General features: G+C 62.1%; 23 protein-coding genes and 1 pseudogene. 11 read left to right on the top strand and 13 right to left on the bottom strand.

Annotated features, from left to right (window positions below):
* Positions 1-136: 136 nt before the first annotated feature.
* The 6 genes from FHT75_RS33280 to argE form a co-directional block, all read right to left on the bottom strand.
* Positions 137-1594, bottom strand: coding sequence for an NAD-dependent succinate-semialdehyde dehydrogenase (locus FHT75_RS33280; protein ID WP_028755632.1), 1458 nt, complete (start codon positions 1592-1594; stop codon positions 137-139).
* Between the two features lie 15 nt (positions 1595-1609).
* The gene (locus tag FHT75_RS33275; RefSeq protein WP_028755633.1) at positions 1610-2653 is read right to left on the bottom strand and encodes a tartrate dehydrogenase; all 1044 of its coding nucleotides are present in this window, start codon (positions 2651-2653) and stop codon (positions 1610-1612) included.
* 9 nt (positions 2654-2662) lie between these two features.
* Positions 2663-4126 (bottom strand): aldehyde dehydrogenase family protein, encoded by a 1464-nt coding sequence (locus FHT75_RS33270; protein WP_028755634.1) that lies wholly within the window; start codon positions 4124-4126, stop codon positions 2663-2665.
* 130 nt (positions 4127-4256) lie between these two features.
* Positions 4257-4610: a cupin domain-containing protein gene (locus FHT75_RS33265; protein ID WP_028755635.1), complete on the bottom strand. Its 354-nt coding sequence runs from the start codon at positions 4608-4610 to the stop codon at positions 4257-4259.
* A gap of 25 nt (positions 4611-4635) precedes the next feature.
* On the bottom strand, positions 4636-5559 hold the full coding sequence (locus FHT75_RS33260) for a 2-hydroxyacid dehydrogenase (RefSeq protein ID WP_028755636.1): 924 nt from the start codon (positions 5557-5559) through the stop codon (positions 4636-4638).
* A 25-nt stretch (positions 5560-5584) separates the two neighbouring features.
* Positions 5585-6706: an acetylornithine deacetylase gene (gene argE / locus FHT75_RS33255; RefSeq protein ID WP_063473496.1), complete on the bottom strand. Its 1122-nt coding sequence runs from the start codon at positions 6704-6706 to the stop codon at positions 5585-5587.
* A 265-nt stretch (positions 6707-6971) separates the two neighbouring features.
* Between argE and FHT75_RS33250 the strand changes: the two genes are divergently transcribed.
* Entirely contained in the window at positions 6972-7892 is a 921-nt protein-coding gene (locus FHT75_RS33250; RefSeq protein ID WP_063473497.1) for a GNAT family N-acetyltransferase, read from the top strand.
* A gap of 143 nt (positions 7893-8035) precedes the next feature.
* Here the strand turns inward: FHT75_RS33250 and FHT75_RS33245 are convergent, their stop codons facing one another.
* Together FHT75_RS33245 and FHT75_RS33240 are read right to left on the bottom strand one after the other, a co-directional pair.
* Positions 8036-8236, bottom strand: coding sequence for a hypothetical protein (locus FHT75_RS33245; protein WP_063473498.1), 201 nt, complete (start codon positions 8234-8236; stop codon positions 8036-8038).
* A gap of 373 nt (positions 8237-8609) precedes the next feature.
* Entirely contained in the window at positions 8610-8921 is a 312-nt protein-coding gene (locus tag FHT75_RS33240) for a hypothetical protein (RefSeq protein ID WP_028755640.1), read from the bottom strand.
* A gap of 259 nt (positions 8922-9180) precedes the next feature.
* On the opposite strand from FHT75_RS33240, the gene FHT75_RS33235 reads away from it, so the two are divergent.
* Together FHT75_RS33235 and FHT75_RS33230 are read left to right on the top strand one after the other, a co-directional pair.
* Positions 9181-10086, top strand: coding sequence for a LysR substrate-binding domain-containing protein (locus FHT75_RS33235; RefSeq protein ID WP_183845605.1), 906 nt, complete (start codon positions 9181-9183; stop codon positions 10084-10086).
* A gap of 57 nt (positions 10087-10143) precedes the next feature.
* The gene (locus FHT75_RS33230) at positions 10144-11271 is read left to right on the top strand and encodes an HPP family protein (protein ID WP_063473499.1); all 1128 of its coding nucleotides are present in this window, start codon (positions 10144-10146) and stop codon (positions 11269-11271) included.
* Positions 11272-11298: 27 nt separating this feature from the next.
* Here the strand turns inward: FHT75_RS33230 and FHT75_RS33225 are convergent, their stop codons facing one another.
* From FHT75_RS33225 to FHT75_RS33210, 4 genes are all read right to left on the bottom strand, one after another.
* Positions 11299-12579, bottom strand: a complete 1281-nt coding sequence (locus FHT75_RS33225; protein WP_049813465.1) for a GGDEF domain-containing protein — start codon at positions 12577-12579, stop codon at positions 11299-11301.
* Positions 12580-12737: 158 nt separating this feature from the next.
* Positions 12738-13430 (bottom strand): GntR family transcriptional regulator, encoded by a 693-nt coding sequence (locus FHT75_RS33220; RefSeq protein WP_373289188.1) that lies wholly within the window; start codon positions 13428-13430, stop codon positions 12738-12740.
* A 34-nt stretch (positions 13431-13464) separates the two neighbouring features.
* Positions 13465-14130, bottom strand: a complete 666-nt coding sequence (locus FHT75_RS33215; RefSeq protein WP_028757405.1) for a GntR family transcriptional regulator — start codon at positions 14128-14130, stop codon at positions 13465-13467.
* 124 nt (positions 14131-14254) lie between these two features.
* Positions 14255-16144: a bifunctional sugar phosphate isomerase/epimerase/4-hydroxyphenylpyruvate dioxygenase family protein gene (locus tag FHT75_RS33210; RefSeq protein ID WP_047619661.1), complete on the bottom strand. Its 1890-nt coding sequence runs from the start codon at positions 16142-16144 to the stop codon at positions 14255-14257.
* Positions 16145-16359: 215 nt separating this feature from the next.
* On the opposite strand from FHT75_RS33210, the gene FHT75_RS33205 reads away from it, so the two are divergent.
* The 8 genes from FHT75_RS33205 (at position 16360) to aroQ (ending at position 22478) form a co-directional block, all read left to right on the top strand.
* Entirely contained in the window at positions 16360-17190 is an 831-nt protein-coding gene (locus FHT75_RS33205; RefSeq protein WP_028755647.1) for a transporter substrate-binding domain-containing protein, read from the top strand.
* A gap of 107 nt (positions 17191-17297) precedes the next feature.
* On the top strand, positions 17298-17741 hold the full coding sequence (locus FHT75_RS33200) for a type II 3-dehydroquinate dehydratase (protein ID WP_028755648.1): 444 nt from the start codon (positions 17298-17300) through the stop codon (positions 17739-17741).
* A gap of 16 nt (positions 17742-17757) precedes the next feature.
* Entirely contained in the window at positions 17758-18426 is a 669-nt protein-coding gene (locus FHT75_RS33195; protein ID WP_028757714.1) for an amino acid ABC transporter permease, read from the top strand.
* Between the two features lie 9 nt (positions 18427-18435).
* A complete protein-coding gene (locus tag FHT75_RS33190; protein ID WP_028755650.1) occupies positions 18436-19077 on the top strand; it encodes an amino acid ABC transporter permease in 642 nt (213 codons plus the stop codon).
* 92 nt (positions 19078-19169) lie between these two features.
* A complete protein-coding gene (locus FHT75_RS33185; RefSeq protein WP_049810853.1) occupies positions 19170-19901 on the top strand; it encodes an amino acid ABC transporter ATP-binding protein in 732 nt (243 codons plus the stop codon).
* Positions 19902-20060: 159 nt separating this feature from the next.
* Complete coding sequence (locus FHT75_RS33180) at positions 20061-20888, top strand: shikimate dehydrogenase family protein (RefSeq protein WP_063474192.1); 828 nt, start codon at positions 20061-20063, stop codon at positions 20886-20888.
* A 32-nt stretch (positions 20889-20920) separates the two neighbouring features.
* The gene (locus FHT75_RS33175; protein WP_210179969.1) at positions 20921-21967 is read left to right on the top strand and encodes a Gfo/Idh/MocA family protein; all 1047 of its coding nucleotides are present in this window, start codon (positions 20921-20923) and stop codon (positions 21965-21967) included.
* A 55-nt stretch (positions 21968-22022) separates the two neighbouring features.
* Entirely contained in the window at positions 22023-22478 is a 456-nt protein-coding gene (aroQ, locus tag FHT75_RS33170) for a type II 3-dehydroquinate dehydratase (protein WP_183845606.1), read from the top strand.
* 154 nt (positions 22479-22632) lie between these two features.
* On the opposite strand, the pseudogene FHT75_RS33165 reads toward aroQ, so the two are convergent.
* A pseudogene (locus FHT75_RS33165) lies at positions 22633-22727 on the bottom strand (electron transfer flavoprotein subunit alpha/FixB family protein); the annotation flags it as partial.

The following is a 22727-nucleotide window of genomic DNA, read 5'->3' as shown; positions in this document are numbered from 1 at the left end:
CGTAATTTGCAGCCATCCGCCAAAGGTTGCGGAGTGCTCAAAACGACTTGTCGTCGTTGCTCCAGCAGGAGGATCGACCGTCGCTCCGATCATCCAGCGCCGGGATCATGTCCCGGCGCCCTTTGCGTTCTGTCGGTCAGGCGAGGCCGCCGATGTGGAAGCTCTTCATTTCCAGATATTCATCGATGCCGCATTGGGCGCCTTCACGACCGAGGCCGGACTGCTTGACGCCGCCGAAGGGGGCAACCTCGGTGGAAATCGCCCCGGTGTTCAGGCCGAGCATCCCGAATTCCAGCGCTTCGGCGACACGCCAGGAGCGTTTCAGGCTCTCGGTGTAGAAATAGGCCGCAAGGCCGAAGGGCGTGGCGTTGGCGATGCCGATCGCCTCTTCCTCAGTGTCGAAACGGAAAAGCGGGGCAACGGGTCCGAAGGTCTCTTCGCTGGCAAGCTGCATGTCGGTGGTCGCACCGCCGAGCACCATCGGCACGGCATATTGATCGCCTTCAGGCACGAAACCTGCGGTGGCGAGGATCCTCGCTCCCTTGTCCACCGCATCGTCGACATGACGCTTGATCTTCTCGATCGCCGCCTTGTTGATCATCGGGCCGATATCCGTGCCGGCCTCCGTGCCGGCCCCGACCTTCATGGCCGATACGCGTGCGGAAAGCTTGGCGGCAAAGGTCTCGTAGACACCGGACTGGACGAGAAGGCGGTTGGCGCAGACGCAAGTCTGCCCGCCATTGCGGAATTTCGATGCGATCGCGCCTTCCACGGCAAGATCGAGATCGGCGTCGTCGAAGACGATGAAGGGCGCATTGCCACCGAGTTCGAGGCTGAGCCGCTTGACGCTGTCGGCTGCGCCGCGCATCAGCAGCGAGCCGACGCGGGTCGAGCCGGTGAAAGAGATCTTGCGGACGGTCTCGTTCGCCATCAACTCGTCGCCGATCCGGGTGGGCAGGCCGGTGACGATATTGATCACGCCCTTCGGGATGCCGGCGCGCTCGGCCAGGACGCCGAGCGCCAGGGCCGAATAAGGGGTCAGGTCCGATGGCTTGATGACGACGGTGCAGCCTGCGGCGAGTGCAGGCCCGACCTTGCGAGTGATCATCGCATTCGGAAAATTCCACGGCGTGATGATCGCCGACACGCCCACCGGCTCCTTCAGAACGACGATCCGCCGGTCCGCCGTCGGCGAGGGAATGGTCGTTCCGCCGATGCGGCGCGCCTCCTCGGAAAACCATTTGATGAACGAGGCGCCGTAGCGGATTTCGCCGCGCGCCTCCGTCAGCGGCTTGCCCTGCTCACGGGTGAGGATCAGCGCCAGATCCTCGATATTGTCGAGCATCAGATCGTGCCAGGCTTCCAGCAATGCTGCGCGCTCGGCATTGGTCTTTGCCCGCCATGGACCGAAGGCCCTTTCCGCCGCGGCGATTGCCGCCCTCGTATCGGCTCCGTCCATGTCGGGCACCGTGCCCAGCACATGCTGCGTCGCCGGGTCGATCACTTCGATCGTATTCCCGGCTGCGGCCCCACGCCATTCTCCGTCGATCAGCCCTTGCTGGCGAAGCAGGCTGCTATCCCTCAATCCGTTCATTCTGTTCTCCATTGATCAGTCAAGTGCCGAAAGCACCGATGCGGTGATCGCGTCGGTCTTGTCCTTGCCGGGAATGGCGCCGATGCCGCGTGCGGTCGTCGCCTCGATTGATGCCATCACCTTTGCGGCGGCAGCCGTTTCTCCCAAATGCTCCAGCATCATCGCGCCCGACCAGATGGCGGCGATCGGATTGGCGATGCCGAGATGGGCGATATCGGGGGCGGAGCCGTGGACCGGTTCGAACATCGATGGCGCCGAGCGATCGGGATTGATATTGGCGGAGGCTGCAAAGCCGAGCCCGCCCTGGATGGCGGCGCCGAGATCGGTCAGGATATCGCCGAACAGGTTGGAGGCGACCACGACGTCGAGACTCTCGGGCGACATGACCATGCGGGCGGCCATGGCGTCGATATGGTAGCTGGTCACGTCGACGTCGGGATATTCGGCAGAAAGCTGCTGGGTGATCTCGTCCCAGAAGACCATCGAATATTTCTGGGCGTTGGACTTGGTCACCGAGGCAAGCTTGCCGCTGCGCGCACGCGCTTGCTCAAAGCCGAAACGCAGGATGCGCTCGACCCCCTTGCGGGTGAAGATCGAGGTCTCCACAGCCACCTCGCTGTCGGTGCCCTGGTGGACGCGGCCGCCGGCGCCGGAATATTCGCCCTCGGTGTTTTCACGAATGCAGAGGATGTCGAAACCGTCGGACCGCAACGGTCCCTGCACGCCGGGCAGCAGCCGGTGCGGGCGGATATTGGCATATTGCACGAAAGCCTTGCGGATCGGCAGCAGAAGCCCGTGCAGCGAGACGGAATCCGGCACCTTGTGGGGCCAGCCGACGGCGCCGAGCAGGATGGCATCGAAGGACCGGAGCGTTTCGATGCCGTCGGCGGGCATCATGCTGCCGTTCTCCAGATAGAAGTCGCAGGACCAGGGATAGCTGGTTGCATCCAGAGAAAATTCGTTCAGGCGAGCTGCCTTTTCGAGCACGGCCCAGGCTGCTGCCGTCACGTCGCGGCCGATGCCGTCTCCGGGCAGAAGGGCGATCTTGTAGGTCTTCATCGCAGGTCCTTACAGGCTGATGAGCACACTCTTGCTCTTGCGGTTGGCGAGATAGGCTTCGCGGCCGAGATCCTTGCCGATACCGGACTGCTTGTAGCCGCCGGTCGGCAGGATATGGTCGCGCGAGCGGCCGTAGCGGTTGACCCAGACGGTGCCGGCCTGCAGGCGGCGCGTTACGCGGATGGCGCGCGACAGATCCCGGGTGAAGAGGCCGGCGGCGAGCCCGTAAGCCGGATGGTCGGCGAGGCTCAGCGCCTCCTCCTCGTCCTCGAAAGTCTGCATGGTCAGCACCGGTCCGAAGATTTCCTCGAGAACCGCCGGCGACGTTGCCGTCACGCCAGACATCAGCGTCGGCGCGTAGAAATAGCCTTCGCGGTCGAGGCGGCGGCCACCGGTGAGGCACTCGGCCCCGCCGTCGATCGCGGCGCGGATGATACCGTCCATGCGGGCGATCTGGCGTTCGGAGATGACGGGCGAATAATCGGTCGCTTCATCCCAGGTGGGGCCGGGGCGGATGGCCGCCAGCCTCTCGACAAGTGCGGCCGCGAGCGCGTCCGCCACCTTCGCCTCGACGATCAGGCGGGAACCGCAGACGCAGGCCTGACCGGCGTTGGAAAGAATGCTGCCGGCGATTGCGCCCGCAGCGAGCTCGAGATCGGCATCGGCAAAGACCAACTGCGGACTTTTGCCGCCAAGTTCGAGCGTCATCGGCTTGACGCCGGTGCGAGCGATATTGGTCATGATCGCCGAGCCGGCCGCAGTCGAGCCGGTAAAGCTGACCTTGGCGATGCCGGGATGTCCGGTGATCGCATTTCCGGTGGTCGGGCCGTTACCGAGCACGATGTTGACGAGACCGGCCGGCAGACCGGCCCGCACCGAAAGTTCGGCGAGATAGAGTGTCGAGAACGGCGTCATCTCCGATGGTTTCAACACCACCGCATTGCCCGCCGCCAGCGCCGGGCCGAGCTTCCAGCCCGCCATGGACAGGGGAAAATTCCAGGGCGTGATGGCGCCGACGACACCGTAGGGTTCGGTCATGATCATGCCGAAATTGGTATCGTCGGTCGGAACGAGGTCGCCGCCTTCCTTGTCGGCGAATTCGGCAAAGAAACGGATCTGCTCGGCAGTGACGGCGATGTCGCCGGCGACGAGATGGCCGATGGGCCGTGTCGACGAGAGCGCTTCAAGCCTGGCGAGGGTCTCTGCCTCCGCCTCGATCAGATCCGCCCAGCGCTGCAACGCCACGGTGCGCTCGCGCGGCCGCACGCCGCCCCAATTGCTCGTCCTCAACGCCTTCTTGGCGGTTTCGACAGCGTGGTCGACAACTGCTGCGTCAGCCAGCGGGCAGCCCGCATAGGCCTTGCCGTCGGAGGGACGATGCATGTCGATCACGGCTTCGGCCGGAATCAGCCGGCCGCCGATGAAATGCCCGACGGGCAGGGAAATCGTGTTCGGATCGAAGCTTAGTGTCATTGCATGTCCTCGGGGTGGGCTGAGGCAAGCCTAACCGGGGAAAGCGAGCAGCATTCATCGACCGGCGATGCCGCAGCGGCGAAAAATTGCGTTTTCGCCGCTGCGGCCAGTCAAATCTACGGCGTTGGCATTACGACACGGTCACGTAGATTTTGCGCACCGTCTCGATCGTCTTCCAGACGCCGACGAAGCCGGGCTTCATGACGAAGCTGTCGCCGGCTCTGTAGACCACCGGTTCGCCACCTTCCGGGGTGATCTCGATCAGGCCGGAAAGGATATGGCAGAACTCGAACGTCTCTCCCTTGATCGAGCGCGTCTCGCCGGGGGTGGCTTCCCACACGCCGCTATGAACCGTCTCGCCGCGAGCGACGTCCTGCGCCCAGGTCTTGAAGGCCGGGTTACCGGAGATCAGCCGTTCGGGCAGCGGGCCGGACTCGCGCGGCGTGGAGGTCGGGTTGGTGTCGATCGTCTTGAGAAGGGACATGATTTTGCTTTCCTGGGTTAAGAATTCAGTAGCCGCGGCTGCGATCGATCAGTCCGATCGGGTCGAGGCCCGCCTGATAGCGTTTGATGTTGCCGATCACGGCTGCAGCGGCGGTTTCAGCTTGGGTGACGCTCGCAATGTGCGGAGTCAGCAGGATCTTCGGGTGGCTCCAGAAGGCGTGGTCCGCGGGAAGCGGCTCCGGCTCGGTGACGTCGATAACGGCGCCGGAAAGATGCCCGGCATCGAGTGCGGCGACGAGTGCCCGATGGTCGAGCTGTGCGCCGCGACCGGCATGGACGAGCGCCGCACCAGCCGGCATCCTGGCGAAGAGGCCGGCATTCAGGAAGCCGCGCGTCTCGTCCGTCAGCGGTAGCAGGCAGACAAGAATATCGGTGGTATCAAGCAGAGTATCGAGGCCGTCCCGACCGCTCAGGCATCGGATGCCGTCGATCTCGCGCGGGCTGCGGCTCCAGCCCGAAAGTGGAAAGCCGAAGGGTAGCAAGCGTTCGAGCACGGCGGTTCCGAGCATGCCAAGCCCGAGCACGCCGATGCGGCGGTTCGAGGCCTGCACCGGCGCGACCGCCTGCCAGGTCCGGCGCCGCTGCTGGTCGAGATAGGTCGGCAGGTCGCGATGGAGCGCAAGTACGGAAAGCGTCACATATTCCTGCATCATCCTGATTATGCCGTCCTCGACCATGCGCACCACCTTCACCGACGTAGGCACGGCATCGATGCGGAACTGGTCGATCCCGGCACCAATCGAAAAGAGGATTTCGAGATTGCGGTAGCGCGCGAGATCATCCGGCAGGGTCCAGGTGATGAGATAGCGCACGGCCTCGGCTTCGACCGACTTGGGATCCATGGAGAAGGCGATGTCCGGCAGTTCGCGCGCGAAGGCTTCGGCGAAGATGGCGCCGCGCTTCGCGTCCGAATTGAAGAGAAAGGTCATTGCGTCGGCTCCTTGATCTCGTGCTTCAGGCGCAGCGGCGGCCGAGCGCCTCGACCATCGCCTGGCAGGCGAGCAGTTCACCGGCACGGATGAATTCATCCGGCTTGTGGGCGCGACCGATGTCGCCCGGTCCGCAGATGATCGCATCGATGCCGGCGCGCTGGAAAAGCCCGGCCTCCGTGCCGTAGCTGACGGCGGCGAGCGGCTCGATGCCGGTCAGTTCGCCAAGCAGCGCCGCAAGCGGCGCGTCGGCGGCAAGCGACAACGCCGGATAGGCGCTGAGTTCGCGCCATTCTACTTGGAAACCACGCTGCGACAGCGTCTCGGCCGATGCTCGCAACGGCGCTAGCAGCGTTGCCGGATCGACGCCGGAAATGGCCCGCGCTTCGAACTCGGCCTCGCAAATGTCGGGAATGATATTGACCGCCTGGCCGCCCTTCAGCGTGCCGACCTGAAGGGAGGAGTAGGGCGGTTCGAAAACATCTTCGAACGGCCCGGAGGTCAGCCGGTCGGCTTCGGCGCTGGCGCAAACCAAAACGCTGGTGATGGCATGGATCGCATTCAGCCCCTGATCCGGGCGCGAGGAGTGGCCTGCCCGGCCTCTGACCGTCAGCCGGGCGGCGGCCTTGCCCTTATGGGCGCGGATTGCCCGCATGCCGCTCGGCTCGCCGATGATCGCTCCAAGCGGAGTTGCGCAGAGCTCCGGCAGGCGGGCGATCATATGCGGCGCGCCGCGGCAGCCGGCCTCCTCGTCATAGGAAAAGGCAAGGTGGACGGGCCGGCGAAGCGGCATGGCCGCAATCGCCGGGACAGCGGCGAGCACGGCGGCCAGGAAGCCCTTCATGTCGGTGGCGCCGCGACCGTAGAAGCGGTCCCCTTCGGCCCGCAGGCGGAACGGATCGCTGGTCCAGCCGCCTTCGGCGGCGGGGACCACGTCCATATGGCCCGAGAGGATATAACCCGGCGTTTCCTTCGGGCCGATCGTGGCGAAGAGGTTCGACCGGTCGCCCTCCGGGCCGGGAAGCTCCGTGACAACAACGCCGTGGCTTTGCAGGTAGTGCCGGATCCATGCGACGATCTCGGCGTTCGGCGTGCCGACGACCGAGGGAAAGCCGACGAGCCTTTCGAGAATTTCAATTGCCTGCATGGGATTCTTCACAACGCGGCGGGATTCTTGGGGTGCTTGTAACTGGGCTGACGGGAGGCGACATTCCGGGTCCTCACGGTGAACGGCGATTGCGGCCGATCCGGGCCTGGTCAATGACTCTAAAGGCAGGCGCAGGCGTTATTTGCCGAATGCGCATCGGGATTTGGTCGATTGTTGTGTTTGCGCGCGCTTCCCCAGTGAATTGTATCGAACGATCTGTTCTAGTCTGGTCACAGAAGTTTCCGAGCGCAGGCTGGGCGAGACAATGCGGCAGGAGGGCCGGGTGAGTGAACTGACATCCGAATCCAGGATCGTCGACAGTTTCGAGATGCGTCTTGCCGGGATCGACAGCGTCGATCTCGACAAACTGCATGCGCTTTCGATGACCGTCGCGTGGCCGCATCGCGCCGAAGACTGGCAATTCATGCGTGAGTTCGGCGAGGGCGTCGTGGCGATCGATGAAATCGGCCGCATTCTCGGCTCCGCGATGTGGTTTCCCTATGATGCGCAATTTGCCACGGTCGGTATGGTCATCACCTCGCCGCGCCTGCAAACCAACGGTGCCGGGCAATGGCTGATGGGCCACGTGCTGGATCAGGTCGCCGGGCGCCACCTAGGGCTGAACGCGACGCGTGCCGCGCGACGTCTCTATCGTTCCCTGAATTTCATTCGGGAGGCATCTGTCTTTCAATGCCAGGGCGAAGCGATATCGCCGCCGGATGTGGAGCTGCCGCCCGGCGCCGTGATACGGGCGGTCGAGGCTGGAGATCTGGACGCGATTGCGCAATTGGATTGCGTGGCCTTCGGCACGGAACGCAAGCTGCTCCTGGCCCGGCTCATGGCTAATTCCAAGGGTATCGTGTTGAGCCGCGCCGGCAGGATCGAGGCCTTCTCGCTTTGCCGGCGGTTCGGGCGCGGCCATGTCATCGGTCCGGTCGTGGCGGGCAACGATGCGGACGCGATCGCCGTAATCCGTCCGCACGCAGGCGAGCATAGGGGGGCGTTCCTGCGCCTCGACACACGCGAAAAGGGCGGAACGTTTTCCGATTTCCTCTCCCGCTGTGGTCTTTCGGTCTACGACATCGTCACGACCATGTCGTTCGGTGGCCCATGGCTCCCGCATCCGGAGCGTCAGGCAGCGCATGCGCCGAAAACCTATGCGCTCGTCAGCCAGGCGCTCGGGTGATTTATAGCCTTTCCGGATTAGCTTGCAGCATTCTGCCGGAGCAGGTTCTCGTCAGGGCTAAGGGGGCTGCGGCGCGCGCCGGCCGGTCGACCATCCGACTCCGTTTGAGCCAACAGAATGCTGCAAGCTAATCCGGAAAGGCTCTAAGCGCCGGGACAGACGGGCATGTCGGTCAGAGCCTGCCGGCGTTCGAATTCCGGCCGGAACGAACGATATTGCCAGAGACCCGCCGGGCCTTGCCTCCGGTAGACGGTTTCGAGCCAGAATATCGTGTCGTCGATCGGCAAGACGGGATGCCACGCATACCATTCCGACCAAATTTTTCCTGCCGGATCGCTGTCCATGGATCGCCGCTCGCCTCCTCACCGACGCAATTCGAACATCCTCACGGCACGGGAGCCGCTGGTCTCGATTTCCTGGAGTCGAGATCGACACCGATCGTGAGAGGTCTGATTTCTGCTTCCTGCGATCCCAGCGTGCCTCGGAAAATGTTCTATGATGGAGAATAACAGTGAGGAAATATTCTTCAATAGAGATCATTTTCCCGTATTGCGCGAAGTCTTCCTTATCGCCCGTCGGGAGATGTTTCAGGTTGCAGGATGTGGCTGCGTTGACGAATGATTTTCGTCGATGGATGCAAGCTCGATTGGGCGTCGACACCGGCGATGAGTCGCCGTGTTCCGTGACCCCTGATCTGTTTGGGTGATGGTTGGATGCTCAGCCGATCGAACGCAGCCCGAGATAGGCCGCCAGACTGACGGCGGAAAGGGCGATCGTCAGCTTGGGTCTCGCGTCGTCAAACATTGCGGCCAGTAAAAGGCCGAGCATCAGAATGACGGATTTTGCCCAAAGATCCTGGTCGGAGACGGTGAAAGCGATCGCTGCCAGAAAGACGGCACTTGCGACGACTGTCACAGGGGCGGACTTCTCGGCGAGATCGCCGCCGGCGAAATACGGCAGCAGAAAACGCCGCATGCTCAAGCCTGAAGCGACGCTCAGAAGAAGACAGGTCAAGACAAGATGCAACATGAGGTCGTCGCCGATCGATCTGCAGATAGGTTTGCGGATGCAAACCGTGTGCCAAGCTCAAACCCTCAAAACGTCGTCCGACAGAGGCAATGTCGTAGGTTGCATGGCTATTTCCGCGGCGACCCGACCCTTTTTTCGGCAATCGCCTGCCTGCCGGCTTGCGTTTTTTTGTCCGGTGCCGAAACCGGCTTGAGCAATGTCGATGATTTTTATATAGAGAATTATCTCTAGCCTTAATTCCGAAAACGAGATCTTTTCATTGGACCTTTCGTCGATCGACATATTCCTCGCCGTCGCCAGCGACCGCAGCGTTACCAAGGCCGCCAAGGCTGTGGGGCGGGTGCCGTCGAACGTGACGACGCGCATCCAGCAATTGGAGGAGGACCTCGGCGTTTCCCTCTTCAGCCGCGATGGCAAGAAGATGACCCTGACGCGGGAGGGCGAGACGTTTCTTTTCTATGCCAACCGGCTCAAGGCGCTGGCGCTGGAAGCGCGCCAGGCTGTGCGGCCTCTCGCCCCATCGGGGACGTTGCGGGTCGGCACCATGGAGAGCACGGCGGCAAGCAGGCTGCCGGCGGCACTGACGCAATTCAACCAGATGTGGCCCGATGTATCGCTGCATCTGACGATGGGGGCGTCCCGCGATCTGACCCGCGATGTTCTCTCCGATGTGCTCGATTGCGCGCTGATTGCCCGCCTGCCGAAGGCGATGCGTGAGGAAGACTCGGGCTTCGATGCCGAACTCAAGGCCCTGGAGATGGAGCCGGTCTTTGTCGAGGACCTGTTGATCGTACTGCCGTCCGGCCATCCCGCCATCAAATCCGCCGCCGACCTGCGTGTCGGGGCGCTCGCCGCTTTGGAGCCCGGCTGCACCTATCGCCGGATCGCCGAAAACTGGGTGCGCAAATCGAGCGCCCTGCCGACCAGCGAGCTCGGCTCCTACCACGCGATTCTGGCAAGCGTTGCGACCGGCAATACGGCCGGCGTCATGCCGAGATCCGTTCTCGATCTGATGCACTGGCCGACGTCTGCCCAGACTTACCAGCTGGGACCCGTCGAGACGCTGCTCGTCTACCGCAGGAATGACCGCCCGAGCGCGTTCAATGCGTTCCACGAAGTGCTCAGCGCGACAAAGGGCAGAGATATCAGACTGGCAGCAAACTAACTCGCACCTGCTCTTCCTTCATCCGCCAGATAATCCTCGTTCGAAATTGGTCTTGTCATGCAGTTTCCCGTTTCCCCGAAGGTGGGACCGAGCCGCTTCCGCCGCTTCCGTCTGTTCTCACCGATCCTGGCCGGTGCGACCTTGCGGGAGCGATTGATCGCATGCCTCGGCGCTTTGCTGGCCATTGGTCTGACCGGCGTCATCAGCGGCTATCTGTTCGGGCAGGGGCCGCATCTGCCACTGATCGTCGCGCCGATGGGGGCGTCCGCGGTGCTTCTTTTCGCGGTGCCGGCAAGCCCGCTGGCGCAGCCATGGTCGATCATCGGCGGCAATACGATTTCAGCGCTGATGGGGATTGTGGCCGCCTATTTCATTCGTGATCCGATCATCGCGACCGGTGTCGGCGTTTCGCTTGCGATCGGCGCAATGTCCTTCACGCGCTGCCTTCACCCTCCGGGAGGAGCCGCGGCCCTGACCGCCGTGCTCGGTGGTCCTGTCGTTGCCGGCTGGGGCTTCCTCTTTCCCTTCGTGCCCGTCGCTTTGAACTCCTGCATTCTCGTCGGCCTTGGCCTGCTGTTCCACAAGCTTTCCAAGCGGAATTATCCGCACGTCGTTCTCAAGGCGGAGAACACCCATCAGACGATCGACCTGCCGTCGGCCGCGCGGGTAGGGTTCCGCGAGGAGGACGTCGATGCGGCTCTCGAAGTGCTCGACGAAACCTTCGATATCGACCGGGCAGACCTCAACCGACTGCTGCAGCAGGTCGAGCTGCAGGCGGCCATCCGCTCGAACGGCAAGATCAGCTGTGCCGATATCATGTCGCGTGACGTGATCGCCATCGGGGAAACGTCGGAACCGGATGCCGCGCGTCACCTTCTCTTGAAGCATAATATCCGCACCCTGCCGGTGAAGGACCCGGAGGGCCGTCTCATCGGCACCGTCGGCCTGCGGGAATTGTCCGGAAGTACCGAGACGATCGCACACGCGATCTCGAGGCCGGCGGTGGCGAGACCTTCGGATGCCGCTCTTTCACTGTTGCCTGTGCTGACCGACGGGCGCACACATGCCGTCATCGTCGTTGATGACGATTACCGAATCCTCGGCCTGATATCGCAGACGGATCTCCTGAGCGCCGTGGCGCGATTGCTGCCGAACGACAGCGCGCCGGTTCCGGTTGTGGCCTGAGAAAGCCGTCGGCGTCATGCGCCGGCATTACGCGCCTGGCAAATCCGCTTTATGCCGCGCCACCCGATTGCGGCCCGCCTGTTTGGCGAGATAAAGCGCCGCATCGGCCTGGCGCTGGAGTTCCTCTACCGAAATTGCCTGACTGTTCGGCGCGTGAGTGGCCACTCCGATGCTGAGGGTGACGTAGGGAGCGACGCGGGATGCGGGGTTCGGAAGGGAGGCGGCTTCAACCCGCTTGCGAATATTGTCGGCGACGGCAACCGCCTCCTCACCATCCAGTCCAGGAAGCAGGACAAGAAATTCTTCGCCGCCATAACGGGCCACGTGATCGCGACCGTGCCTCACGCTGCTCTGAATAATGCCGGCGACCTTCACCAGACAGCGATCACCCTCGGCGTGCCCAAGGCTGTCATTCAGGTTCTTGAACTGATCGATGTCGCACATCAGCAAGGAAGCGCCTTCGGGACAGGGCTCGTCGATGCCCCAGAGGCGATTGAGCATCTCCATCATCCAGCGCCGGTTGGCGATGCCGGTCAGGGGATCGGTTCTCGCAAGCAACTCGAGGCGCGCATTTGCGTCGGCCAGTTCCGCCACGCGGCTTCGGTCCCGAAGTTCGAGAAGGAAGGCCTTCTGGGCCAGGATCGTCATCGTGCGTCGCGCCACGACGGTTGCAACGACACCACTTGCAAAAAACAGCGTCGCAGCCACGGCGCTTCCCAAGTCAAGCCCCGGATTATGAAGCTGGAAAAACAGATAGAGACCGAGCGCCGATGCTGCGATCATCACCGTCCAGGCCATCGGGACGGCGAAGATGATCATCGCGGTAATCGCCACGACCAGCATGATGTTCAAATGCCGCTCATAAAACGCGCCACCGGCGCTGACGCCCACCAGGGCGACCGAGAGCAGGATGAAGAACATGCCGGCGATCAGAGAGAGCCCCTGCAGCCAGGATGCGCGCGGTTTTCGCCAGACGAAGGCGGTGGCCAGGGCTGAGGGCGGAAGGATGCAGGCGGGCAAGAGCATCGACAGCACGATCGGCAGTGGAAGCAGGATGGCGTTGAGGCCCAAGGTCACGCCGTCCAGCAAAGCGACCCAGATCATCCAGGCGCGAATGATCTTGGCCGCCTGCGACCACGAACGTTTCCGAAAAAGTCCGTGAAGCTCGCCTTCCAGGCGGATGTCGCGTGTGCGGCCCGCCAGAAGGCGCTCGACCTCCGCCATGACAGCTGGACTTCGCACCTGAAGCGGCGTCCGCGTGGATGCGCTCGCCGGGTTCATCGAAACTGCGTTCTCCTGAACGTCCATCTGAGCGGATTTAGTGGAGCATCTCCCGCAGGCAAGAACTATGAAGCTTCAGACCGTGCTTCCTTGCGCCCCAAAGTTGTCGAAATGATCGGTTTGCATCGATGTGGCACACATCGCTCTTGGTCATCTCCAAGGCCGGTACCGGGTTGTAGGCGGCTTTAGAAAATCTTGCTGCTCTTCAGGACATGCTCCACGCCGCTTTGAACGTGCTGCCTGAGAACAGCCTTTGCACCTTCGCCATCCCTGCCCAGCGCGAGCTCGAACAGCAGCTTGTGATCGTCGACGACCGCCTTGCCGCGGAAGCTCTCGGCCAGCAGGTGATAGCGAAGGAAGCGGTCGAAGACCGAGGAAAGGCTCGCCATCAACGTCGCCGAATTGCAGGCAGAAACGATCGCCTGGTGAAATTCCCAGTCGTAGCGCACCCAATCGATCGTGCGCGAGGCATCACCAGAGAGCAGCCGGCGCTCCGCAGCCGCGAGCTTGTGATGCGCGGCGACGATCCGGCCTTCCCATTCCAGATCGCCGGCCGCAAATGCAAGGTCCATCGCATGGGTCTCCAGCACGATGCGCAGATCGGCGAGTTCCATCAATTCCTGGCGTGAGGCGGGACTGACCTCGAAGCCCCGTTGCCCTTCGGCGATTACCAGATTTTCTGTCGTGAGGCGGCTCAGGATCTCGCGCAGCGACGACACGCTGATCGAATAACGCTCCTTGGCCTGCTCGAGCTTTATCTTGGTGCCGGGCGGCAATATGCCGACGATGATATCCTGCCTCACCTGGCGAAAGACCACGTCACTGATGGTTTCGCCTGTTTCGCCCGATCGCTCGAGCACGGCTTCTCCTGATTTCACTTCCGTTCTCCGCGATTCATGGTTCGAGCCGTCACTACCGCAATGCGTTGCGGGCGAGTGCATGTTCCACGCCGTCCTCGATGTGGACGGTCAGGACCTGCTTCGCCATCTGCTGGTCCCGCCTCAAGGCAGCATCCAGAAGCTGCTGGTGTTCCTTAGCCGCGATTTCGCCGCGATAGGACAATGCGACCATCTGATAGCGCAGATATTTGTCGAACACGACGGAATGCATTTCCATCAGAAGCTTCGACCCGCAGGCGGAGATCAGCGCCTGATGGAATTCCCAATCATATCGCTTCCAGTCTTCCGCCTGGCCGGTATCGCCGGTGGCCATCACCCGCTCCATGCGCGACAGCTTGTAGTGAGCAGAAACCAAGCGGGCTTCCCATTCCACGTCGCCGTATTCGAAGGACTGTTCGAGCGCGTGGGTTTCCAGCAGCAGACGAAGCGCCGCAATCTCCCTGAGATCGGTGGCCGACACGGGCGAAACCTCGAAGCCGCGCTGCCCTTCGGCAACCACCAGGCCTTCGGACGAGAGCCGGTTCAGAATTTCCCGCAGGGTGCTGACGCTGGTTTCGTATGTTTCTTTGAGGCTTTCCAGTTTCAGCTTCTGCGCCGGCGCCAGGCGGCCGAATATGATATCCGCACGAATGCGCCGGTAGCTGCTTTCCGCGACGGTTTCATTGGTTGTATTCAGCAACTTCGATTCTTCTCTGACATTTTTTCGATCCTCCTATATAATTGGCTATCCTCGTCACATTCAATCGCGCGTGAATGCCTGCGGAAACTAATTTTTCTCATAGGATCGCGGTAACGCGAATTATTTACATTTTCGGCAATCCTTCCGGCCGCATCAGCTTCTTCAGGGCGGCAATACGGAAGATGGCGTTCGGTGCGCCGTAGCCGCGATAGTTCCGCCGCTCGACGATCTCGAAGAAGAAGCCCTCGCCATAGGTGCCGCTGTAGAGCTGGAAATATTCGCCGTGTTCGTCGCGGTCGTAGAGAATGTTTTCCGCCTTCAGCCGCTCGGTTAGCTCGGGGTCCAGGCCGAAGCGGGCTTCGACATCACCATAATAGTTCGGCGAGATGTGCAGCGGCCGGAAGCCGTTTTTGCGAAGTGCTTCGGCGGTGGCGAAGATATCATCGGTATCGAAAGCGAGATGCTGGATGCCCGATCCGAATGTTTCCGCGATGAAATGCCCGGCGAGTGTCCGGCGGTTTTCCGCGCCGTTCAGGGTGATGCGCAGCGAACCCGATGCGTTCTCGACCACCTGGCTGCGGACCACGCCGGCCGGATCGATAATATCGACCATCGGCGTTTTATGGGTCTCGAAGATCGAACTATAGAAAAGCAGCCAGGTCAGCATTTCGTCATAGGCCACGGTCTGGGCGACGTGGTCGATCCTGAGCAGATGCGCAGGCACAATTTCAGCTTCGTCTTCGACGGGCATGAAGTCGATTTCGGAGAAGCGGCCGAGATCGCTTTGGTCATCAAGCAGATAGATCAATCCACCGCCGACACCGCGTATCGCCGGGATTTCGACTTCACCGGCGGCGACCGGCTGGCTGAATGGCTCGGCGTCAAGCGCCACGGCCCGCGCGAAAGCCTGTTTCGCATCGTCCACGATCAGCGCCATCGCATAGGCCGAGGTGCCGTGGACGGCAAACGACGCGTTGGTGAAACCCTTTTCCTCGGTATTGACGATGAGGCGGATGTCGCCCTGCTGGAAAATGCTGACTTTCTTCGAACGATGCGCCGCCGTCTTGCGGAAGCCGAGCGTGCGCAGGATCCCGATGAGGTCGGCAGCATCTTCCTCGTCGGTGGAGAATTCCACGAAACCGACGCCCCTGACCGTCGCCCGGTCCGGCATGGAGGCAACACTGAGAGTTTCCGTGCCGGGAGCTCGGCGTACCTGGTCGCCGAGATAAATCAGCGAGCGATGGCCGTCTGCCGCGATCGAGCGCGCCTGCCCGCCGCGGAACTGGTCGTTGAAGATTTCCAGCGAGAAATAGCCGTCATAACCGGTCGCGGCGACGGCGGCGGTAAAGGCCGTGACCGGCAGGTCGCCTTCGCCCGGCATATTGCGGAAATGCCGGCTCCAGTAGAGCAGGTCCATGTCGATCAACGGCGCATCGGCGAGTTGCACGATGAAGATCTTGTCCTTCGGGATGGAGCGGATCGAATTGATGTCGATCTTCCGTGACAGCGTGTGAAAGCTGTCGAGGATCAGGCCGACATTCGGATGGTCGGCCCGCCGGACGATCTCCCACGCGTCGCGATGGTCGTTGACATGGCGGCCCCAGGCGAGCGCTTCGTAACCGATCCTTAGGCCGCGCTTCGCCGCCCGCTCTCCGAGGTCGTAAAAATCCGCCGCAGCGCGATCGACGCCGCCGAGGGAGACCGGCGAGACGTTGGAGCAGACCAGCACAAGATCGGTGCCGAGTTCCTGCATCACATCGAACTTGCGCTCCGCCCTGTCGAAGGTTCTCTGCCGGTGGGAGGCCGGCATGCCCTCGAAATCGCGGAAAGGTTGGAACAGGGTGATTTCCAGCCCGTGATCGCGCACCATCTTTCCCACATCGGCAGGACTGCCATCGAAGGCTAGGAAGTCGTTCTCGAAGATTTCGACACCGCCGAAACCGGCCTTGGCGATTGCCTCCAATTTTTCGGGCAGCTCGCCGCTGATTGAAACCGTCGCTATCGAAGTCTTCATCCCAGTCTTCCTCCTTTTTGGAAAGCCGTTTCCACACCTGCTGGTGCAGATTGATTTCATAATTTAAGCCTGGATTTCCATGTCGAAATCGATTTTATCATATATTATCGAAAAACTCTGTTGATTTAAAGATGCTCCCATGGCAGTTTTGCATTGTCGTCAGCAAACGGAGTGCTGACAGGGTCCCCATGGGATCATGAGAGGAGGAGCACGAAATGTTCGAATTGAAAGTGAAGCGCCGTCACGCGTTGTTTGGAGCGGCAGCGCTTGTGGCCGCGTTTTCCATGGCGCAGCCCGCTGCCGCCGTCACGCCCGCCGAGATCAAGGCAAAGGGCAAGCTGGTCGTCGGTATCCAGGGCGACAACCCGCCGTGGGGCTTCGTCACCAGCGCCGGCAAGCAGGATGGCCTCGACGCCGACATCGCGACGCTGTTCGCCAAGGAGCTCGGCGTTGAAGTTGAATTCGTCCCGCTCGAAGTCAATAACCGCATTCCGGCGCTGACCACGGGCCGCGTCGACGTGCTCTTCGCGACCATGGCCATGCTGCCCGATCGCGCCAAGGCCGTGCAGTTCAGCAAGCCTTACGCTGCCAATGCGATCGTGTTGATCGGTCCGAAGGACAAGTCGATCAAGACCAATGAAGATATGGCTAATCTGACGATCGGCGTCGCCAAGGGCGCAGCCCAGGACACCCAGGTCACCAAGAACGCGCCGGCGACGGCAACCATCCGCCGTTACGACGGTGATGCGCCGAGCATCCAGGCTCTCGCATCCGGCCAGGTCGAGGCTCTGGGAGGCAATATTTTCTATATGGACCGCGTGGAGAAAGCCGTTCCCGGCAAGTTCGAGAACAAGCTCGAATTCCAGAAGCTCTACAACGGCGCCTGCACCCGTCTCGGCGAGAAAGAGCTCAACGCCGAGCTGAACACCTTCATCGACAAGATCAAGGCCAATGGCGAACTCAAGAAGGTCTACGACAAGTGGATGAAGGTCCCGGTTCCCGAATTCCCGGCGAGCCTGGAAGGCATTCCGTTTACCGTGAACTGATCCGCGGTTCTCGGCCGCACTGACCACTTGCAAGGCGGCATCCGCACGACGCGATGCCTGCGCCGGTGCTGTGCAATGCACGGTACCGGTGCACCTGGAGCTTGAAAATGAGCAACACGATCTTTGTCCTGAACGGGCCGAATCTCAACCTTCTCGGCGAGCGCGAACCTTCGGTCTACGGCACGACCACACTTGCCGACATCCGGGACCGGTGCCATGCCAAGGCCGGCGCGCTCGGTTTTGTCGTGGATTTTCGACAGACCAATTTCGAGGGCGAACTGGTCGAGTCCGTGCATCAGGCGCGCAAGGAAGCCTGTGGCATCATCATCAACCCCGCCGGATACACCTTCACGTCGGTCGCCCTGCTGGATGCGCTAAAGACATTCGATGGGCCGAAGATCGAGCTCCATATCTCGAACGTGCATGCCCGCGAAAGCATCTATCACAATTCGCTGATCTCCCGCACCGCGACCGGCATCATGATCGGCTTCGGCGCCCGAGGCTACGAGTTGGCCATCGAGGCGATGGCCGGAATGGCGAAGGCATCCTGATCTCCAGGGAAGAACCATGAACTACACATTGGATTTCACCCCCGTTATCGATGGCCTGCCCGATCTCCTGGCCGCCTGTCTCGGCACCTTCCTGCTTGCCATCTCAGGCATGATCCTGGCGATCATCATCGGCATCGGCGGCGTGGTGCTCCGCCAGTCCCGTTTCAAGCCGGTCCGCTGGCTGGTGATCGCTTTCATCGAGATCATCCGCAACACGCCGTTCCTGGTGCAGATCTTCTTCATCTATTTCGCCCTGCCGCTGGCAGGCGTGCGGCTGGATCCGACGCCGACGGCAATCATCGCGCTCGGCATCAATGGCGGTGCCTACGCGATCGAGATCATTCGCGGCGGCGTGCAATCGATCTCCAAGGGGCAGGTGGAGGCAGGGCTGGCGCTCGGCCTGCACAAGGCCCAGGTCTTCCGCCTGATCGTCCTGAAGCCGGCGCTTCGGGCAATCTTCCCGTCGCTGACCAGCCAGTTCGTGCTGCTGACGCTGTCCACCAGCATCGCGTCGGCGATCTCGGCCTATGAGCTGACCTCCGTCTCCCAGCGGATCGAGTCCGACAGTTTCCGCAGCTTCGAGGTCTATTTCACCGTGACGGCGTTCTACCTCGTCATTTCCTGGCTGATGATGCGTCTCTTCGCGTTCTTCTCGGCCCGCTACTTCAGCTATCCGGTCAAGTGAGGGCGCTTCATGGGTCGCGATGAATTTTTCTTCCTGCTCCTCGGCCTGAAATGGACGGTCGCCCTGTCGGCCGTCGGGTTCGTCTGTGGCGGCATCGCCGGGCTCGGCATAGCGCTGGCGAGGACGTCGGGCATCCGGTCGATCGAGCGGATCACCGCCGGCTACATCGCCGTCTTCCAGGGCACGCCCCTGCTGATGCAGCTCTTCGTCGTTTACTATGGCCTGGCTCTCATCGGCATCAGGCTCGACGCCTGGGCCGCTGTTTCCGTCGGGTTGACGCTGCATGCAAGCGCCTATCTCGGCGAGATCTGGCGCGGCTCGATCGAGGCGGTTCCGCGCGGCCAGACGGAGGCGGCCAAGGCGCTTGCCCTCAGCTATGTCTGGCGGATGAAGAATGTCATCCTGCCGCAAGCGCTGCGCATCTCGCTTCCGGCAACGATCGGCTTCCTCGTCCAGCTCATCAAGGGCACATCGCTTGCGTCGATCGTCGGTTTCACGGAGCTGACCCGCGCCGGCAACATCGTTTCCAACCAGATCTTCCAGCCGCTGACGGTCTTTGCCGTGGTCGGCGCCCTGTACTTCCTGATGTGCTGCCCCCTGACGATCTACGGCGCACGTCTCGAGCGCAGGTTTGCGGCATCGGCGCGGTAGGCAACGGTCATGACGCGCAGGCCTCCCACAATTTCTGAAGACGGAGTTTATCGATGAGCGACCGCTCGACTACGGCAAATGCCGCTGAGATGATGATTACGATGGCGGGCGTCGAGAAGTGGTATGGAGCCTTCCAGGCGCTTCACAACATCGACATCTCGGTGCGTAAAGGCGAGAAGATCGTCCTGTGCGGACCATCCGGCAGCGGCAAGTCGACGCTGATCCGCTGCATCAATCACCTGGAGACATACGAGAAGGGTGAAATCCGCGTCGGCGGCATCCTTCTCGGGCATCAGTCGAAGACGATCGATGCGGTGCGCCGTGAGGTGGGCATGGTCTTCCAGCAGTTCAATCTCTTTCCGCACCTGACAGTGCTGCAGAACTGCATGCTGGCGCCGATGAAGGCGCTCAGGCTCGGCAAGGCGGAAGCCGAGGCGAGGGCCCGGCAGTTGCTTGAGCGTGTCAAGATTTCCGAGCAGGCGGAGAAATATCCCGCCCAGCTTTCCGGCGGCCAACAGCAGCGTGTCGCAATCGCCCGGGCGCTTTGCATGCGACCCAAGGTGATGCTCTTCGACGAGCCGACATCGGCGCTCGATCCGGAAATGGTCAAGGAAGTGCTGGACACGATGATCGACCTCGCCAGGGAAGGCATGACGATGATCTGCGTCACCCATGAAATGGGTTTTGCCCGGCAGGTCGCCGACCGCGTCATCTTCATGGCGAGCGGGGCGATCGTCGAGGAGGCGTCGCCGGTCGAGTTCTTTTCCAACCCGAAACACGAGCGCACGCGGAAGTTCCTGGGCGAAATCCTCGGCAGGCACTGACGTGTCGCGGATCTCAGCGCAATGCCTGCCGGCGCCGCGTCATGTCGCGCCGCCCTCACGAAAACAGCCTTTGCCCAGCCGGTTGGCCGGCCGGGCGTTCGAAGCCGCCCAAGGTGCTCCCATGCCGCAGCCAAAGCGAAATCCAGAAGGTTCAAGCCGATGATCAGCGGCACCACGAAGCTCATCGCGCATCTCGGCTATCCCACGCATTCGTTCAAGGCCCCGCTGATCTACAATCCCTATTTTGAAAAGAACGACATCGATGCGGTCGTGGTCCCGATGGGATGCCGGCCGGAAGACTATCCGGCGTTCCTGAAACTGGTCTTCCGGCTTTCCAACATCCACGGCGCGCTCGTGACCATGCCGCACAAGATTTCCACCATGGCCTTGCTCGGCGAAGTCTCGAAGAGCGCCCAGGTGGCCGGCGCCTGCAACGCGGTGCGGCTCGGCCCAAACGGCACGCTGATCGGCGATATGTTCGACGGCGAAGGCTTCGTGCGCGGCGTGCTGCGCCGCGGCCGCCAGGTTCGCGGCAGCCGGGCGATGATGATCGGCGCGGGCGGCGTCGGCTCGGCGATCGCCGCCTCGCTCGCGCAGGCAGAGATTACCGAACTCGCGCTCTATGACGCCCATGTGCCGATGATGAACGGCCTGGCCGACCGGCTCCGTCTCCACTATCCCACTCTCAAGGTAACGACCGGTTCGGCCGATCCCGCCGGCTACGATATCGTCGTCAATGCGACGCCGCTCGGGATGAACGACAACGACCCCCTGCCGCTTGACGTGTCGCGCATCTCGCCCTCCGCATTCGTGGGGGAGGTGGTGCTGAAGCAGGAGATAACGCCCTTCCTGGCCGCGGTGCGGGCGCGCGGTTGTGAATTCCAGGTGGGGGTCGACATGCTGTTCGAGCAGATCCCCGCCTATCTCGAGTTTTTCGGCTTTCCGACGACCACCGCAGAAGAACTTCGGGCGATCGCCAAGGTGTGAGGCGGTCTGCCCTTGAGCAAGGAGCGAATTTCGTGTCCCAGAAAATTGTGCTGATGGGAGCAGGGCTGATCGGGCGGGAGCATGCCGCGCTGCTGCGCGCCAATCCCCGCGTCGAACTGGTCGGCGTCGCCGACGTTTCCGAGGCGGCGAAAGCCGTTTCCGACGAGTTCGGCGCGCGGTATTTCACCGACATTGGCGAAATGCTCGATCGCATGAGACCGGACGGCGCCATCATCGCCCTGCCGAACGCCCTGCACGTGGAAGCGGCGCTCGCCTGCGTCGAGCGCAATATTCCCTGCCTTGTGGAAAAACCGATCGCCGACTCGCTCGATGCTGCGATGCGGCTCGTCGCGGCGGCCGAGAAGGCTGATGTGCCGGTGTTGATCGGCCACCAGCGACGCCACAGTCCCGATATCGCCAAGGCTCGTCAGATCGTGGCCGACGGCATCCTCGGCCGGTTGGTCGCGGTCAACGCCATGTGGATGACGGACAAGCCGGCTGCCTATTTCGACGCGGCATGGCGCCGTGAGCCAGGCGGCGGGCCGCTGCTCATCAACCTCATCCACGACATCGATTGCCTGCGCTTCATCTGCGGCGATATCGACGAGGTCATGGCGTTCACCTCCAACGCCGTTCGATCGTTCGAGGTCGAGGATACGGCGAGCGTCAGCGTTCGCTTCGCAGGCGGCGCCCTCGGGACGCTTCTGATGAGCGACACGGCGGTGTCGCCGTTCAATTGGGATACAGCGGCCGGACAGGCGCTCTATTTCCCGCACCAGCCTGAAAATTCCTACCATCTCGCCGGCACGAAGGCCGCATTGTCGATCCCGTGCATGGATGTCTGGCGACACGAGACCGAAGCCGGCCACTGGCAGCATCCCCTGGTGCGCCAGCACATCACGCTCGACGGCAGCCGCGCTTACGAAAACCAGCTCAACCATTTCGTCGATGTCATCGAAGGCAAGGCCGAACCGCTCATTTCCGCCCGGGATGGCGCGATGACACTTGCCACCGTGCTGGCGATCGCCCGGGCCGGACGGGAGAACCGCACCGTCGCCGTGTCGGAAATGCTGGCCTGAACCTGCTTCGAACGCCCGACGACGACATGGTTCCAATCATGACAAGGACTCGAGCATGAGCACCATCTACCTTCTCAACGGACCGAACCTGAACCTCCTCGGCAAGCGCCAGCCGCATATCTACGGACATGAGACGCTTGCCGACGTGGAGAGGGACTGCCGCCGGGTGGCGGACGAACTCGGGCACCAGATCCGCTTTCACCAGAGCAATCGCGAATACGAGATTATCGACTGGATCCATGAGGCGCGCGAGGATGGCGCCGGCATCGTCATCAACCCCGCGGCCTTCACCCACACCTCGGTCGCAATCCTCGATGCGCTCAACGCGTTCGAGCAGCCGGTGATCGAGGTGCACATTTCGAACGTCCATAAACGCGAGAGCTTCCGGCACCATTCCTACGTGTCGCTGCGCGCCGACGGCGTTATCGCCGGTCTCGGCACGGATTGGTACCAGCTGGCGATCCGGCGTATCGCCACGTTGATCAAAATGTCAGGCCCAAGTGCAGTTTAGCGCCTCCAAGTCGCCTGTTTTCTGTTGCGGCATAGGTTGTCGCCGACGGTGTTCGAATGCAGCCTGCGACCAGCCGGCGCTCCCCTGTGGTCGGAGGCGGATCATGCGGAGGTGAGCGCGACGTTGTGTTTGGCTTGCCGCGCCTCCACGCTGTTCAGAGCGCCTTTTGCAATTCCGGCAGGACGTCGAAGAGATCGGCGACCAGTCCGTAGTCGGCGACCTGGAAGATCGGCGCCTCCTCGTCCTTGT

Origin of the sequence: Rhizobium sp. BK112 (assembly GCF_014193215.1) — a bacterium.
Taxonomy (GTDB): domain Bacteria; phylum Pseudomonadota; class Alphaproteobacteria; order Rhizobiales; family Rhizobiaceae; genus Rhizobium; species Rhizobium anhuiense.
The sequence above is the reverse complement of the archived record's forward strand: the minus strand, read 5'-3'. Positions and strand labels throughout refer to the sequence as shown.